10 protein-coding genes and 1 pseudogene are annotated in these 15,190 nt (G+C 74.6%); 4 read left to right on the top strand and 7 right to left on the bottom strand.

Annotation, left to right across the window (positions count from 1 at the left end; all coding sequences use genetic code 11):
• Nucleotides 1–364 precede the first annotated feature (364 nt).
• The 3 genes and pseudogenes from BIV28_RS20275 to BIV28_RS12120 form a co-directional block, all read right to left on the bottom strand.
• A pseudogene (locus tag BIV28_RS20275) lies at nt 365–787 on the bottom strand (FAD-binding protein); the annotation flags it as partial.
• 104 nt (nt 788–891) lie between these two features.
• Nucleotides 892–1,206, bottom strand: a complete 315-nt coding sequence (locus BIV28_RS12125; protein ID WP_076262110.1) for a hypothetical protein — start codon at nt 1,204–1,206, stop codon at nt 892–894.
• Between the two features lie 218 nt (nt 1,207–1,424).
• The gene (locus BIV28_RS12120) at nt 1,425–1,901 is read right to left on the bottom strand and encodes an NADPH-dependent FMN reductase (protein ID WP_207555945.1); all 477 of its coding nucleotides are present in this window, start codon (nt 1,899–1,901) and stop codon (nt 1,425–1,427) included.
• 104 nt (nt 1,902–2,005) lie between these two features.
• On the opposite strand from BIV28_RS12120, the gene BIV28_RS12115 reads away from it, so the two are divergent.
• Complete coding sequence (locus BIV28_RS12115) at nt 2,006–2,635, top strand: TetR/AcrR family transcriptional regulator (RefSeq protein ID WP_076262108.1); 630 nt, start codon at nt 2,006–2,008, stop codon at nt 2,633–2,635.
• 43 nt (nt 2,636–2,678) lie between these two features.
• On the opposite strand, the gene BIV28_RS12110 is transcribed toward BIV28_RS12115, so the two are convergent.
• The 3 genes from BIV28_RS12110 to BIV28_RS12100 are packed head-to-tail and all read right to left on the bottom strand — an operon-like array spanning nt 2,679 to nt 6,848.
• A complete protein-coding gene (locus tag BIV28_RS12110) occupies nt 2,679–3,539 on the bottom strand; it encodes a class II glutamine amidotransferase (RefSeq protein WP_076262107.1) in 861 nt (286 codons plus the stop codon).
• A gap of 10 nt (nt 3,540–3,549) precedes the next feature.
• Nucleotides 3,550–5,274, bottom strand: coding sequence for a thiamine pyrophosphate-dependent enzyme (locus BIV28_RS12105; protein ID WP_076262105.1), 1,725 nt, complete (start codon nt 5,272–5,274; stop codon nt 3,550–3,552).
• A gap of 11 nt (nt 5,275–5,285) precedes the next feature.
• Nucleotides 5,286–6,848, bottom strand: a complete 1,563-nt coding sequence (locus BIV28_RS12100) for an FMN-binding glutamate synthase family protein (protein WP_076262232.1) — start codon at nt 6,846–6,848, stop codon at nt 5,286–5,288.
• A gap of 176 nt (nt 6,849–7,024) precedes the next feature.
• On the opposite strand from BIV28_RS12100, the gene lysX reads away from it, so the two are divergent.
• The 3 genes from lysX to BIV28_RS12085 are packed head-to-tail and all read left to right on the top strand — an operon-like array spanning nt 7,025 to nt 12,430.
• Nucleotides 7,025–10,366 carry a bifunctional lysylphosphatidylglycerol synthetase/lysine--tRNA ligase LysX gene (gene lysX / locus BIV28_RS12095; protein WP_076262103.1) on the top strand — a complete coding sequence of 1,114 codons (3,342 nt, stop codon included), beginning with the start codon at nt 7,025–7,027 and terminating at the stop codon, nt 10,364–10,366.
• Complete coding sequence (locus tag BIV28_RS12090; protein WP_076262102.1) at nt 10,357–11,469, top strand: alpha/beta hydrolase; 1,113 nt, start codon at nt 10,357–10,359, stop codon at nt 11,467–11,469. The genes lysX and BIV28_RS12090 overlap by 10 nt, the downstream gene beginning before the upstream one ends.
• Nucleotides 11,462–12,430, top strand: a complete 969-nt coding sequence (locus tag BIV28_RS12085) for an SGNH/GDSL hydrolase family protein (protein WP_083707284.1) — start codon at nt 11,462–11,464, stop codon at nt 12,428–12,430. Before BIV28_RS12090 ends, BIV28_RS12085 begins: the two co-directional genes overlap by 8 nt.
• On the opposite strand, the gene BIV28_RS12080 is transcribed toward BIV28_RS12085, so the two are convergent.
• Entirely contained in the window at nt 12,408–15,122 is a 2,715-nt protein-coding gene (locus BIV28_RS12080) for an alkaline phosphatase family protein (RefSeq protein WP_076262100.1), read from the bottom strand. The genes BIV28_RS12085 and BIV28_RS12080 overlap by 23 nt on opposite strands.
• Nucleotides 15,123–15,190: the final 68 nt, after the last annotated feature.

Genomic DNA, 15,190 nt, shown 5'->3' with positions numbered 1-15,190 from the left:
ACGGGCCGGACTCGCCCTGCTGGCGGGTCACCGACTCGGTGGGTCCGCCCTCGAGCATGTGCATCGTGGCCGCCGCCCGCGGCGCACCGAAGAAGGTGTCCGGCGCCGAGTCCTCGCGGCTCTTGCGCCACGCCTGGTAGATGCCCGCGTCGTCCCAGCGCGTGAAGAGGCTGACGCTGTACGCGTCGGAGGTGACGGCGTCGAGGTCGGTGGCCAGGCGCTCCCACGACAGGCCCGTGTAGACGTCCTGGCGCACCGTGAAGGTCGGCTCGAGCCGCAGCGTCAGGCCGGTGACGACGCCGAGCGCACCGAGCGCCACGACACTGCCCGGCAGGTCGGCGTCGCCGCTCGTCAACGTCCGGAGCGCGCCGTCGGGGCCGACGACCTCCAGGCCGCACACCGCCGTCGCGAGCGAGCCGTTGGCATCGCCGGACCCGTGCGTGCCGGTCGCGACCGCGCCGGCCACCGAGATGTGCGGCAACGACGCGAGGTTGCCCAACGCCCAGCCCCGGCCCTCGAGGGCGCGGGCGACCTCGCCGTAGAGGGCCCGGCCCCGGACGGTCGCGGTGCGCGCCCCGGGGTCGACCTCGACGCTCGTCGGAAGGCCTTCGAGGGAGACGAGCACCCCGTCGCTGTCGGTGAGGTCGGTGAAGGAGTGCCGCGACCCGAGCGGCCGGACCCGCGGCTCGCGCGCGACGACCTCCTGCAGCGCCTCGATGCTGCCCGGCCGCTCGACGCGCCCGGTGTAGGAGTGGTTGCCGGCCCAGTTCGTCTCGACGCTCGCCATGCCGCCAGTCTGCCCCGCCGGGCGCCGCGTCCCGACGTGCCGACGCGCGGAGGCCGCGTCCCGGCGTGCGGGACGCGGCCTCCGGTGCGGTGGGAGCAGCGCGGCTAGTGCTTGCGGCGGTGGCGCGGGTCCTCGTGGAACTCCGGGTGGACGTCCTCGGGCAGCTCCTCCGGCTCGGCGCCCTCGCCCGCCTGGGCCACGCCCCAGCCCTGGGTCGTGATGGTGTCGATGGGCGGGTTGCCGACGAGGTGCGACCGCTCGGCGCCCTCGGGGTGGTGGTCGCGCTCGACGGCGGTGTCGTCGGCGTGCCGGTTCAGCGTGTCGTTGTCGCCCCCGCGGCGGCTCTGCATGAACGCGGCCCCCGCGACGACGATGACGACGACGCCGAGCAGCACCCACAGTCCGATGTTGTCACCCATGGCACCTCCTGGTCCGTTGGTCACGGGTGAGCCGCCCCGACGCCCCCGACCGGGTCGGGAGAGGTCGTGCCGCGTTGGGTCGGGGCCGCGTCGCCCTGGCGATCGTGCGCCGGTTCGAGTCTACGCCGGAGGGGCCGTCGCGCCCGGCAACCGTGACGGACCGAGGCCGGGCCGGCAGCGCCGGCCCGGCCTCGTGGTCGTGGGTCAGGGGGGTGGGGTCAGGAGGTCAGAGGCGTGGCGACGCGTCGCGGGCGGCGCGTCGGGAGGGGAGGCTCAGGCGGCCACGGACGCGTCGGTCGCAACGAGCGTCGCGAGCGCGTCGGTGAGCCGGGCGAAGACGGCCGGGTCGCCGAGGACGTCGGTGTCGATCGTCGTCTGCGACACCTCGACGTCGGCGACGACGTGGCGTTGTTGAGCACGGCGGGCATCGTGCCGTTGTACTCGGGCGTCACGGCGAGGACGCGGTCGGCCGAGCCGACGACGCGTCGCAGGTCGGCGACGACCGAGGGCGCCTCGGCACCGTCGATGTCCTCGTTGTAGAACGGGAGCGCACCGAGACCGTCGACGATGTCGAGCTCGACGCCCTCGGGCGCCTGGTCGCGCAGCGCCTCGGCGATGCGGCGGTTCACCGAGTCGGTGCGCAGGCTCCCGACGAGGACGGCGACGCGGGTGCGGGGGGTGGCAGCGTTGGTCATGTCGACCCAAACGGACCTTGGTCCGCTTCTATTCCCCTGCGCGGAGGCACCCGGGGACCCGAAAACCGGCGGACGCCGTCCGCGGCTCCCCCTACGATCGGCGGGTGCCATCGACCCGTCCGCCCGTCGCCGCCGGACGCCGCCCGGGGCAGCCCGTCGACCTCGGGCTGGCGCCCGAGCGCGCCGAGCGGGCCGACGCCGCGCGCAACCGCGAGGCCCTCCTCGACGCCGCCCACCGGCTCGTCGAGACGTGCGGGGTCGACGCCGTGACCATGGACGCCGTCGCGGCCGCCGCGCACGTCGGCAAGGGCACCGTGTTCCGCCGGTTCGGCAGCCGGGCCGGCCTCATGGCGGCGCTGCTCAACCACAGCGAGACGGTCTGGCAGCAGCAGGTCATCTCCGGTCCCCCGCCGCTCGGCCCGGGCGCCCCACCGCTGACGCGCCTGCTCGCCTTCGGTGAGTCCCGCCTCGACCGCAACCTGCTGCACGGCGACCTCGTCGTGGCCGCGGTCGGCCGCTACGGCCGCTCGCTGCCGGCCGCTGCGTTCCACACGGCGCACGTGCGGGTGCTGCTCGCCTCCGCGGGCGTCGAGGGCGACCTCCCGGTGCTCGCCACCGCGCTCCTGGCCCCGCTCGAGGTGCCGATCCTGCGCCAGCAGCTCGACCTCGGCATCGACCGCGACCGCATCCTCGCCGGCTGGACCGACCTCGCCCGTCGCGTCGTGCGCGGCTGAGCGCATTTCCGCCGCCCCCCCGCGTCCCCCGCCTTCCGGTGGTTCAGCCCCGACCCGTCGGGCGCTGCGACACGGCCGCCGCCGCCCCGAGGTCCTCGAGGGTGAGCCGGTGCCGAGGCTCGTGGTCGACGACGACCTCCTGGGTGACCCGCAGCGCCTCGTCGACGTGGAGCAGGACGCCGGGCTCGAGCATCCGCCAACGGTCCTCGTCGAGGCGCTCGCTCGCCACGACGACGCTCGGGGTGTCGGACAGCTCCTCGGACAGCACCCGCGTGCCGGCCCGCGACCGGTGGTGCAGCCGGCCCAGGGGTCGGTGCCGCTCGAGGACCCACAGCACGTGGGTGTCCGGGTAGCGCACGGCCCACAGGTCGGTGGCCGTCGTCAGCACGAGGTTGGCGGCGTAGACGGGCAGCTCGTCGGCGACCCAGCGCAGCGCGGCCGTGATCCCGGCGCCGACGTCGCCACCCGCGCGGGCGGTCTCGCGGGTCACGAGCGCGAAGAGCCGCTCGGAGTCGGTCTGCCCGTGCACGAGGCGGCGGTCCTCGCCGAGGTGGCGGTCGAGCGCGTCCGTCCCCTCGACGACGCCGTTGTGCGCGAACAGCCGCCCGTCCTGCTCGAAGGGGTGGGTGTTCTCGGGCCGCAGGGCGGCGCCGGAGGAGTGCCGCACGTGCGCCACGAACGTCGCACTGACCCGCTCGCGCGCCTCGCTCGCGAAGTCGGCGTCGTCGAAGGCGGCGAGCGGCTGCTTCTCGACGACCGGTCGTCCGTCGGCGTCGAAGGTGCCGAGGCCGGTGCCGTCGGGGTTGGCGTGCGACTGCTCGGCGAGGCTGTCGGGGGCATCGAGCAGCCAGAACGTGGCCCGGACGCGGGTGCGCCCGGCGGTCAGGCCGAACAGTCGGCACACGGTGACCTCCTCATCGTCGGCTCTCGAGGACCTCCTTGGACTTCGCGATCGCGAAGCCCCAGCCCTGGGCCAGGGTCGGCTTCGGGGGCACGGCCACCTCGTCGGGGTTGGTCACGACGTCGAGCAGCACCGGCCCGTCGACCCCGAAGGCCCAGCGGACGGCGTCGTCGAGCTCGGCGGGGTCGGTGACCCGCCGGGCCGCGAGCCCCATCGCGGAGGCGACGGCGGCGAGGTCGGGGTTGTCCAGCTGCGTGCCGAACTCGGGCAGGCCGCCCTGCTCCTGCTCGAGCTTGACCATGCCGAGGCGGCCGTTGTCGAAGACGACGACCCGGACGGGGAGCCGGTAGGTGACCGCCGTGCGCAGGTCGCCGAGGAGCATCATGAGCCCGCCGTCGCCGGCGAAGGCGCAGACCGGCCGCGACCGGTCGAGGGCCTGGGCACCGAGGGCCATCGGCATCGCGTTGGCCATCGAGCCGAGGTTGTAGGAGCCGACGAGCCGGCGGGTGCCGCCCATCCGCACGTGACGCGCCAGCCACGCCGTCGACATACCGGTGTCGCTCGTGAAGACCGTGGTGTCCGGGGCGTGCCGGTCGACGGCCGCGGCCACGGCCTCCGGCCGGATCCGCTCGTCGGGGTTGTCGAGCAGGGCGCGGGCGCGACCGAGGAGCGACTCGTCGTGGTCGGGGTCGAGCAGGGCGGCCTGGCGGTCGTGCCACGCGCGGTAGGCGTCGGTCGCGGCCTCGAGGTGGCGGCGGTCCTCGCGTCGGGTCAGCAGCGGCAGCAGCGCGCGCAGGGTGGACCGGGCATCGCCGACGAGGGCGTGGTCGACGCTGGTGCGACGCCCGATGTGCTCGCCCCGCGCGTCGAGCTGCAGGACGGTCTTGCCCGTCGGGTACCAGTCCCGGTACGGGAAGTCGGTGCCGACGAGGAGCAGCACGTCGCAGGCGTCCATCGCCTTGGCGGCCGCCGGGTTGCCGATGAGCCCGGACTGGCCGACCTCGAACGGGTTGTCGCGCTCGAGGCCCTCCTTGGCCTTGAGCGTCAGCACCATCGGGGCCGCGAGCGTGTCGGCCAGCTCGAGCACCTCGGCGCGGGCCTCGCGGGCGCCGCAGCCCACGAGCAGCGTCACGGCGACGTCGCCGCCGAGCACCTCGGCCGCCGCGCGCACCTGGTCCTCGGGTGCCGGCGCCGGCACCGCCGCCGGGGCGAACGACGCAGGCGCCGCGCCCTTGGGCACGTCGAGCCCGCCGACGTCGCCGGGCAGCGTCAGCACCGCGACGCCGCGGTGGGCGTAGGCGGCGTTGACGGCCTGCTCGAGCAGGTGCGGCAGCTGGCTCGGCGAGGTCAGCGTGTGCGCCCACACCGACACGTCGGCGAAGAGCGCGTCGTTGTCGACCTCCTGGAAGAAGTCGCTGCCGATCTCCTCGCTCGGCACCTGGCCGCAGACGGCGAGGACCGGGGCGTGCGACTTCTTGGCGTCGTAGAGGCCGTTGAGCAGGTGGATCGATCCCGGCCCGACGGTGCCCATGCAGACGCCGATGGTGCCGGTCAGCTGGGCCTGCGCGCTGACGGCGAAGGCGGCGACCTCCTCGTGGCGCACGCCCACCCACTCGACGCGCTCCTCGGTGCGAATGGCGTCGGTCAGCGGGTTGAGGGCGTCGCCGACGACGCCCCACACCTGCCTGACGCCGGCGTCCGCGAGCGCCCTGACGACGTGCTCGGCGACGGTGGTCATGTGGTCCTCCCTCAGAGGTGGCGGGGCGAGGCGTGCGGCGCGAACCGGTCGGGCGTGGCGAGGTCCCAGTCGGCCGCCCAGGCCTGCGGCGGCTCGGCGAGCAGCTGCCCGGGCTCGAGCCACTCGTAGAGCTCGGCGTAGGAGTGCGTCGTCGTCGCGGTGACGTTGCGGCGCAGGTGGTGGGGGTTCAGCTGCGAGGGGTCGGTGACGCCCATGGCCGCCATGATCTTCATGGCCGACTCGACCGTGGCCTCCTGGTACTGCTTGACGCGCACGCTCTTGTCACCGACGTCGAGCGCCCTGGCGCGGCGGGCGTTCTGGGTCGCGACGCCGCTCGGGCACTTGTCGGTGTGGCAGCGCTGGGCCTGGATGCAGCCGGCGGCCATCATCATGGCGCGCGCGGCGTTCGTGTAGTCGGCGCCCTGGACGAGGCGCTTGACGATGTCGTTGCCGGCGGCCACCTTGCCGCTCGCGCCGATCCGGATGCGGTCGCGCAGCCCGACGCCGACCAGGGCGTTGTGCAGGGTCATCAGGCCGTGCGTCAGCGGCATGCCCACGTGGTCCTCGAACTCGAGCGGTGCCGCGCCCGTGCCGCCCTCGGAGCCGTCGACGACGATGAAGTCGGGCGTCGTGCCCACCTCGAGCATCGCCTTGCAGATCGAGAGCGCGTCGACGCGCGAGCCGACGCAGAGCTTGAAGCCGGCGGGCTTGCCGCCCGCGAGCTCGCGCATCCGGGCGATGAACTCGACGAGCTCGACCGGGGTGTGGAAGACGCGGTGCGAGGAGGGGCTGACGCACTTCTCCCCCTGCGGCACCTCGCGGATGTCGGCGATCTCCTTGGTCACCTTGGCCGCGGGGAGCACGCCACCGATACCGGGCTTGGCGCCCTGGCTCAGCTTGAGCGACACGCACTTGACGGCGTCGTGGGCCGCCTTGTCGCGGAAGGAGTCCGGGTCGAAGTCGCCGTCCTTGGTGCGGGCCCCGAAGTAGCCGGTGCCGATCTCCCAGACGATGTCGCCACCGTTCTCCAGGTGGTACGGCGAGAGGCCGCCCTCGCCGGTGTCGTGGGCGAAGCCACCCATCGCGGCGCCCTTGTTCAGGGCGCGGATCGCGTTGGCAGACAGGGCACCGAAGCTCATCGCCGACACGTTGAGCAGGGCCATGGGGTAGGGCCGGGAGCAGTCGGGGCCACCCACGACGACCCGGAACGGCTGCTTCGGCGGGTCGGTCGGCGCGATCGAGTGCACGAGGTACTCGTAGCCGACCTCGTTGACGTCGAGCTCGGTGCCGAAGGGCCGCTCGCCGTGGATGCCCTTGGCCCGCTCGTAGACGACCGACCGGGTGTCGCGGTCGTAGGGACGGCCGTCCCAGTCACGCTCGATGAAGTACTGCTGCAGCTCGGGGCGGATGTCCTCGAGCAGGTAGCGCAGGTGACCGACGACCGGATAGCGCCGCAGGATGGTGTGCTTGCGCTGCAGCAGGTCCCACGTCGCGAGCGCCGCGACCCCCGCGCCGACCCCGCCCAGCAGCGCCCCCGCCCGTCCCACCCGGTTCGTCCGTCCCGCACCAGCCATGCCGGCTCCTCCCGGTCGTGGCGGCTCGTCGGCCGCCTCGGTCACCTCGGTCACCTCGTCGCTCCCCCATGGCGATACCCGGCAGGACACGGTGGCAACCTGAGAGTTCCCTGCGCGTCACGAGGCCCACAGGAGACGTCCAGCGAACGTCCAGCGCTGCGGTCCATCGTCGTGCCATGGCCACTCGCCGACCGGTCGACCCGGGCTCGCCCCGCGCAGCGCGCGTCCTCACCGGAACCTACGCCGTCGCCATCGCGGCGGCCCTGCTCCTCGCCCTGTTCCACCCGCGCCGGCCCGGCCCCTCGCCCGCGGAGGTCGTCTTCGGGCTGCTCAACGTGCCGGTCGCGCCGACCGTCGTGTCGGTCGTCGTGCTGGCGATCGTGACGCGGGCCCTGCTGGGCCGCAAGCGCATCGGCCTCTGGGTCGTCGCCGCCTTCCAGGCGCTCGGGGTGCTCATCGGTCTCGTGGCGGTGCTGCCGCCCGCCCGCCGCCCCTTCGTGTGGATGTGGCAGACCCGTGGCGACCTCGGACGCGTCGTCGACATCGCGGGCATCGTCGTGGCCCTCGCGGCGGGCTGGTGGCTGTGGCGCCTCCGCGGCCAGTTCACCGGACGCCTCCAGCGCGGCTCCGGGTGGCTCGCGGCGGTGGCGCTCGTCGTCGGCTCCCTCGCGACGCTGGGCGTGGCCTGGGGGCTGCTCGGCGCGGTCGGGGTGCCCCGGTCGCAGGCCCGCGCCGTCGTCGGCACCGTCTTCGCCGTGCTCGGTGGCGTGTCCCCCCGGCCCGGCGGCTTCGTGCCGCCGTGGGTCGTCGACGTCGTGGCGCTCTGCGTCGGCCTGACCATCCTCGTGGCCGTCACGCTCTTCCTCGCCTCGGCGAGGCCCGTCAACCGGTGGTCGCCCGACCGCGAGGTGTCGTTGCGGCGCCTGCTCGCCCGCAGCGGCGCCGGCGACTCACTCGGCTACTTCGCCACCCGGCGCGACAAGGCCTCCGTCTTCGACGGCGAGGGCCGTGCCGCGGTCACGTACGCCGTCGCCGCCGGGGTCTCCCTCGCCGCGGCCGACCCGATCGGCCCGCGCGAGGCGTGGCTGCCCGCCATCGACGCGTGGCGCGCCGAGGCACGGGAGTACGGCTGGCTGCCGGCCGTCATCGCCGCGAGCGAGGAGGGCGCCCGCGCCTACGCCTCGCGCGGGATGCGCGTCGTGGCGCTCGGCGACGAGGCGGTCCTCGACCCCCGCCGGGTCGACCTCGACAGCGCCCGGCTCACCCGGGTGCGCCAGGCCGCGACGCGGGCCCGTCGGGCCGGCGTCACCGTCCGGGTGCGGCGCCAGGCCGACCTGTCGCCCGAGGAGCGGGAGCAGGCCGACACCCTGGCGCGGCAGTGGCGCTCGAGCGACACCGAGCGCGGGTTCTCCATGGCTCTGGGGCGCACCGGCGACCCGGCCGACGGCCGTGTCGTGCACGTCCTCGCGACCGGCGAGGACGGCGTCCCGGTCGGCCTGCTCACCTTCGTGCCGTGGGGTCGCGGCGGTGTGTCCCTCGACCTCATGCGCCGCTCGCCCGCCGCCCCGAACGGCACGACCGAGCTCATGGTCACCGAGGTGCTCGCCCGGGCCGACGAGCTCGGCGTCGGGCACGTGTCGCTCAACTTCTGCATGTTCCGCGGCGTCTTCGCCGGCTCCGCGCGGCTCGGCTCGGGCACCCTGACCCGGCTCAACGCGTCGGTGCTCGGGCTCTTCGACCGCTTCTGGCAGCTCGAGCGGCTCTACCGCGCCACCGACAAGTACGACCCCGAGTGGACGCCGCGCTTCCTCTGCTACGACGACGGCCTGTCGCTGCCGCAGATCGCCGTCGCCGCGGCGGCCCTCGAGGGCTTCGTGCCCTGGCCGGCCCGGCACCGCTCGACGAGCGGGGTCCTCGACGCCGAGCGCCTCGCCGAGGTGGCGGCGCTCGAGGCCAGCGGCCCCCTGACCGACCCCGGACGCTTCGCCCCGCGACGCAGCGAGGAGTCGCGGCACCGGCTCGCCACGCTCGACCGGCTCCGCGCGTCCGGGATCGACCCCTACCCCGTGGGCGGCGGCACGGCCACCCCGCTCGCGCTCGTGCCCGGCGTGCGCTGCGGCACGTGGACCGAGGGCGAGGCCGTGGAGGTCGTGGCCCGCGTCCGCGAGCTGCGCGACCACGGCGCCGTCGTCTTCGTGACCCTCGAGGAGGCCGGCGCCCGGGTCCAGGCCCTGCTCGAGTCCTCGCGCACCGGGCGCCGGTCCGTGGACCGGTTCGCGGCCGACGTCGACACCGGCGACCTCGTGCGGCTCGTCGCCGAGACCGGCCACTCGCGCACCGGCACCCCGACCCTGCTCGTCGAGGACTGGCGCCTCGAGGCCAAGGCCCTGCACCCGGTGCCGTGGCGGGGGCTCGCCGACCCGGAGGCCCGGGTCCGCCGGCGGTCGACCGACCTGCTGGCGCACCCGGGCGAGCTCGAGCTGCTGCGCCGCCGCTCGAGCGTCGTGGCGGCCCTGCGCCGCACGCTCGCCGACCGCGGCTTCCTCGAGGTCGAGACGCCGATGCTGCACGTGACCCACGGGGGCGCGACCGCCCGGCCCTTCCGCACCCACATCAACGCCTACGGCACCGACCTGTCGCTGCGCATCGCGCCCGAGCTCTACCTCAAGCGTCTCCTCGTCGGCGGCATCGGGCCGGTCTTCGAGCTCGGCCGCAGCTTCCGCAACGAGGGCGCCGACGCCACCCACAACCCCGAGTTCACCTCGCTCGAGGTCTACGAGCCGCACGCCGACTACGTGACGATGCGCCACCTCGCCGAATGCCTCGTGCGCGAGGCCGCGACCGCCGTCCACGGGCGTCCGGTCATCCCGCTGCCGACGCCCGAGCGCGTCCGCGCCGGCCTCGACGGGGTCGACCTCGTCGACGTCGGCGCCCCCTTCCCGGTGGTCCGCGTGCTCGACGCCGTGAGCGAGGCCGTCGGCCTGCGCGTCGGGCCCGACACCGACCTCGACGTCCTCCTCGAGGTCGCGAGCCGGCACGGCGTCACCGTGCCGGAGCGGGCCGGCTGGGGAGCGGTCGTCGAGGAGCTCTACGCCGAGCTCGTCGAGCCGGTGACCGTGCTGCCGACGTTCTACACCGACTTCCCGGTCGAGACCTCGCCGCTCGTGCACCCGCACCGCACCGAGCGCGGGCTCGTCGAGCGGTGGGACCTCGTCGTGGCCGGGATGGAGGTGGGCACGGCCTACAGCGAGCTGACCGACCCCGTCGACCAGCGCCGCCGGCTCACCGAGCAGTCGCTGCGGGCCGCGGCCGGCGACCCCGAGGCGATGGAGGTCGACGAGGACTTCCTCCACGCGCTCGAGCTCGGCATGCCACCGACGGGCGGCCTCGGGATCGGCGTCGACCGGCTCGTCATGCTCCTGACCAACACCTCGATCCGCTCGGTCCTCACCTTCCCCTTCGTGCGACCCGAGCCGGCGCGGCCCCGCGAGAAGCGGGAGACCCCGTCGTGGAGCTGACCGACCCCGGCCTCATCGTCCTGCTCGTCGTCCTGGCCCTCGCGCTCTTCGCCCTCGTCGTCGTCGGCTGGCCGCACTGGGGCGGTCGCCTCGCCCGGGGCGCCGTGCGCGGCGGGCAGGTGCTGCTGCTCAACGTCGTGGTCGTCGCCCTGGCCGGCGCCGCCCTCAACGACCAGTACCTCTTCTACTCCAGCTGGTCGGACCTGCTCGGCTCGCGCTCGGCGGAGGTGCAGCTGCACCACGGCGGCGGCGTCAAGCAGGTCGTCGAGGCCAGAGTCGTCGGTCCCGGGCTCGCCCATGCGACCGGCCGCACGAGCTTCGTTCTGCCGCAGCCGGGCTCGCGCCTGCAGACCTACACGGTGACCGACCCGCGCACCGGCACGTCCGGTCAGGTGCTCGTCTACCTGCCGGCCGGCTACGACCCCGCCGCGTCGCGCACCTACCCGGTCATCGAGGGGCTGCACGGCTTCCCCGGCAGCCCGCAGTCCTTCTCGCGCCTCAACTTCCTCAGCACCGCCGACGAGCTCGTCGCCCAGCACCGGCTCGCCCCGTCGATCATCGTCATCCCCCGCATCGACACCCCCGCCAGCCTCGACACCGAGTGCGTCAACGGGGCGCCCGGCCTGCCGCAGACCGACACCTGGCTCTCGCGCGACCTGCCGGCGTGGGTCGTGACCCACCTGCACGCCCGTCGCGACCGCACGTCATGGGCGCTCGTGGGCTACTCCTACGGCGCCTGGTGCGCGGCATCGCTGTCGATGCGCCACCCCGACGTCTTCGGTGCGGCGGTCGTCATGCAGGGCTACTTCCGCCCCGACTTCTCGGCCGGCTACGACCCTCTGACGACCCGCGGCACCGAGGCCTACGACCTCATCCGGCTCGCCCGGACCAGCCCCCCGCCCGTCGCGCTGTGGGTGCTGACCTCGCGCCAGGACCCGCTGTCCTACCCGTCGACCTCGAAGTTCCTCAGCGTCGCCAAGCCTCCGCTCGACGTCACTGCCACCGTCCTGGCGAGCGGCGGCCACCGCGACACGGTCTGGGAGCCGTACGTCGGCCGCGCGATGGTCTGGCTCGGCCAGACGCTGCCGGGGTTCCATGGCTGACGCCGGCCGCCACCGTCGCCCGCCCGGACCCGGCGGGCGCGGACCGGCCGCGCCGCGCCCCGGCCTCGGGCTGCGGACCCACCACGTCGTCATCGGGCTCGTCGTCGCGGCCTGCGCCGCCGCCCTCGTGGCGGTCGCCCTCGCCGCCGGCGTCGGGCCGGGCACGCTCGTCCGGGCCGTCGCCGGGTCGCCGACACCCGGCGCCGCGGCCGCGGGACGCAGCGGCACGCCGACGACCGGCGCCACGACGACGGCGCGCGGCCCCCTCGTCGTCGTCGGGCTCGGCGACTCCGTGCCGTCGGCCACGACGTGCGACTGCGCCGGGTACGTCGAGCAGCTCGGCACCCGGCTCGGCTCGGTCACCGGCCGGACGCCCGTCGTGCACAACGACGCCGTCGGCGGCTGGACGACGAGCGACGTCGAGCGCGACCTCGCCTCGGCGTCGACGCACCGCGACCTCGCGCAGGCCGACCTCGTCGTCGTCGAGGTGGGCGCCAACGACTTCGACCTCGACCGCGTGGACGACCCGACCTGCCTGCCCGCCGAGAGCTCGCCGTGCTGGACCGACACCCTCACGGGCCTGCACGACGGCCTGACGCGGATCGTCGACGGCATCAAGGCCGTCGACACCAACCCCGACCTGCGCGTGGCCGTCGTCGGGTACTGGAACGTCACGGTCGACGGCGCCGTGGGACGGGCCCAGGGCAACGCCTTCGTCATCGGCAGCGACGCCCTGACCAAGGTCGTCAACAGCATCGTCGACCAGGTGGCCACCGCGACCGGCGCCGTGTACGTCGACGCCTACACCCCGCTCAAGGGCGAGGCCGGCGACCGCGACCCGACGAACGACCTGCTCGACGACGGCGACCACCCGAACGCGAGCGGGCACACCCTCCTCATGGAGGCGGTCTACGACGCGCTCGAGGACGCCGGGGCCGTCAGCCGCTGGTCGTCGGGCTGACCGCCTCGACGCCGACGCCGCCCACGCCGCCCACGCCGCCCACGCCGCCCACGCCGCCCGAGGCCGGCAGGTCCTGCCGGTGGCCGAGCCGCTCGAGCCACCGCACGAGCTGGACGTGCACGTGGTCGGCGCCGTGGACGATCCCGTCACCCTCGAGGAGGTCGGCGTCGAGCGTCCACTCGGACGGGTGCACGAGCAGCGGGCGGGTCTGCCACCCGCCGACGCCCCCGTGGCAGCCGACGAGCTCCTCGAAGGCGGCCACCTCGTCGAGGACCGGGTCGTGCAGCGAGTTGACGTACACGTCGGGCGCGTTGTGGAACCGGGCGACACGCAGGAAGTCGGCGGCCGCGTCCTCGCCGAACGGCTCGAGCGGGTCGGCCCCCTCGACGCGTCCGCTCTCGAGCAGGCGCGAGCCGTGGGCGCCGATCGCCACCGGCCCACCGCCGCTGTCGACGACGACGAACGCGATGCCCGGGTGGGTGGCGAGGGCCTCGACGAGCCCCGGGTGCTGCGCCTCGATCTCCTCGAGGCGCAGCCGCTCGTGGCTGCGGGCGAACCAGATGCCACCGAGGTTGCCCGAGCCGACGACGACGGTCTCGGGGCGGTCGGCTCCCTCGGCACCGGCGTCCGTGGTGGCGTCGGTGGTGGACATCGTGGTGGACGTCGTGGTGTCAGTCGTGGCGGTGGGGACGGTCGTGGCGATGGTCGCCGGCGTGCGGGTCGTGGCCTCGGGTCCGACCCGGGCGCCCTTGTCGCCCAGCGCTCGTCGCGTCAGCTGGCCCGTGACGCTCTTCTGCCCCGACAGCTGCGCGAGGAGCACGTTGACCGGGCCCCACGACTCGACCTCGTGCGTCGAGGCCACGACGCCGGAGCCGGTCGCGAGGTGCGTGGCGACGAGGTCCTCGAGCGACTGGCCGTAGCGCTGGCGGAAGGTCGCGCCCTGGCTCTGGCCGTGGTCGGACAGGAGCACGAAGTGGTACCGGCGCGGCGTGGCCCCGGACCGGGCGACGGTGTCGAGGGTCTGCAGCACCTCGTCGAGGCCGTAGAGCGCTGCCAGCGACTCGGGGCGGGTGACCCCCGCGTGGTGGGCGATCTCGTCGTAGTCGACGAAGTCGACGTACACCGACCGCGCGCCGCGCATCATCGCCTCGACGACGAGGGCCACGTTGAGGTCGCGCAGCAGGACGTTCGTGACCGCGCGCAGCACGACGTAGGACCCGCCCCGGTGGATGCGGGGGCGCACGTCGCGCCGCTCCTGGCGGCGGGCCTGGAAGACCTCCTTGACCATCTCGCCCAGCGACATGACGACGCCACGCACGAAGCCCGCCGGGTGGGTGAAGAAGGCGGCGTACGAGCTCGACGGCCCGAGCCGGACGTCCTTGTCGCGCAGGCCGCTCATCGACAGCAGCGAGGTGGGGGCGTCACCGGAGAACAGGTTGGAGATGCTGACGCCGTCGTCGGCGAGGAGGCCGCGACCGTCGGAGATCCGCCGCTCGATGAGGGCGGCGTCCTCGGGCCGGTTGGCCACGACGAGCCGTCCCTCGTCGCGGTCGTACCAGCGGAAGGCGGGGATGCCCTCGTTGGAGCCGTGGAGCAGCCCGGCCTGGCTCACCGGGGTCGTCGACGGCACCCGGGCCCGCCACTCGGTCCACGTGTGCGTGCCCGACCGGACCCACCGGCTGATCGTGGGCAGGTTGCCCGACCGGATCTCGTTCTCGAGCAAGGGGGCCGGCACCCCGTCGAGCTGCACGAAGACCACCCCCGGGACGTCGGGGTCCTCGACGCGACCCTCCCCCGCGGCGCGTGACATCCGGACGGCGTGCACCGTGAGGTAGTCGCGCGTGCTGATCGAGAAGACCCACGTCAGCAAGGCCATGACGGCGCCGTAGACCCACGAGGCGACGACGACCGCACCGACGCTGTCGACCGTCACCCCCGGCGTCAGCCACAGTCCGAGCCCGATGACCGCCGTGTTGGCGAACAGCGCGAGCGCGATGGCCCCGACCCACCCGAAGAGCGCCGCCACCCGGACGAACACGGGCACGAGGAGCCAGCCGGCCACGGTGATGGCGACGACGGCCAGCACGAGGACCGTGCCGTTGTCGACGGCGACGCCCGGCGTCAGCAGGACGGTCAGGGCCAGCACGGTGAGGCGTGAGAGGAAGTCGAGCAGCCGGGTGCCGGCATCGGCGCCGGCCCCGGGCGACAGGCCCGCGACCGTGTCGGACACGGCACGTTCGTCGTGCCGTTCGAAGAACCGCGTGGCCGGACGCGTCCACAGCAGGGCCAGCACGACGAGGCTGCCCACCAGCGTCACCACCGCCTGCAGCGTGCCGCCCGCGGACTCCCCCACGAGTGCCCACGCGTACGCCTGGCGCACGATGAGCACGAGGGTCAGGACGAGGCGCGCCGTGTTGGCTCCGCGCAGGAGCAGCACGACGAGCACGGCCTCGGCCGCGCCGAGCACGAGGAAGACGACCCCGACCGCCACGACCGGCACGTCGAGGCCGGCGAGCGCGTCGCGCAGGTCGCGGCCGGCCGCCTCCGGCAGCTGGCCGGCGACGAGGACGAGGACGCCGACGGCGACATCGAGCAGCGCCACGAGTGCCGTCAGCACGACGACCACGGTGACGCCGGGCGGCCGCCTGACGGGTTCGGGCGGCTCGCCGCCGGTCACGTGCTCCTCGGCCATGCGCACCTCCCCACGGCCCGACCCACCGCGTGCCTCGAATCTAGCCGTGGAGTCTCGGGCCCGTCAGC

Source organism: Intrasporangium flavum, from assembly GCF_001956915.1.
In the GTDB taxonomy this organism is placed as follows: domain Bacteria; phylum Actinomycetota; class Actinomycetes; order Actinomycetales; family Dermatophilaceae; genus Monashia; species Monashia flava.
The sequence above is the reverse complement of the archived record's forward strand: the minus strand, read 5'-3'. Positions and strand labels throughout refer to the sequence as shown.

Excerpts from the sequence above, each read along its gene's own strand:
- BIV28_RS12125 (WP_076262110.1), bottom strand. The coding sequence starts at position 1,206 with ATGGGTGACAACATCGGACTGTGGGTGCTGCTCGGCGTCGTCGTCATC.
- BIV28_RS12120 (WP_207555945.1), bottom strand. The coding sequence starts at position 1,901 with ATGACCAACGCTGCCACCCCCCGCACCCGCGTCGCCGTCCTCGTCGGG.
- BIV28_RS12105 (WP_076262105.1), bottom strand. The coding sequence starts at position 5,274 with ATGACCACCGTCGCCGAGCACGTCGTCAGGGCGCTCGCGGACGCCGGC.
- BIV28_RS12100 (WP_076262232.1), bottom strand. The coding sequence starts at position 6,848 with ATGGCTGGTGCGGGACGGACGAACCGGGTGGGACGGGCGGGGGCGCTG.
- lysX (WP_076262103.1), top strand. The coding sequence starts at position 7,025 with ATGGCCACTCGCCGACCGGTCGACCCGGGCTCGCCCCGCGCAGCGCGC.
- BIV28_RS12085 (WP_083707284.1), top strand. The coding sequence starts at position 11,462 with ATGGCTGACGCCGGCCGCCACCGTCGCCCGCCCGGACCCGGCGGGCGC.
- BIV28_RS12080 (WP_076262100.1), bottom strand. The coding sequence starts at position 15,122 with ATGGCCGAGGAGCACGTGACCGGCGGCGAGCCGCCCGAACCCGTCAGG.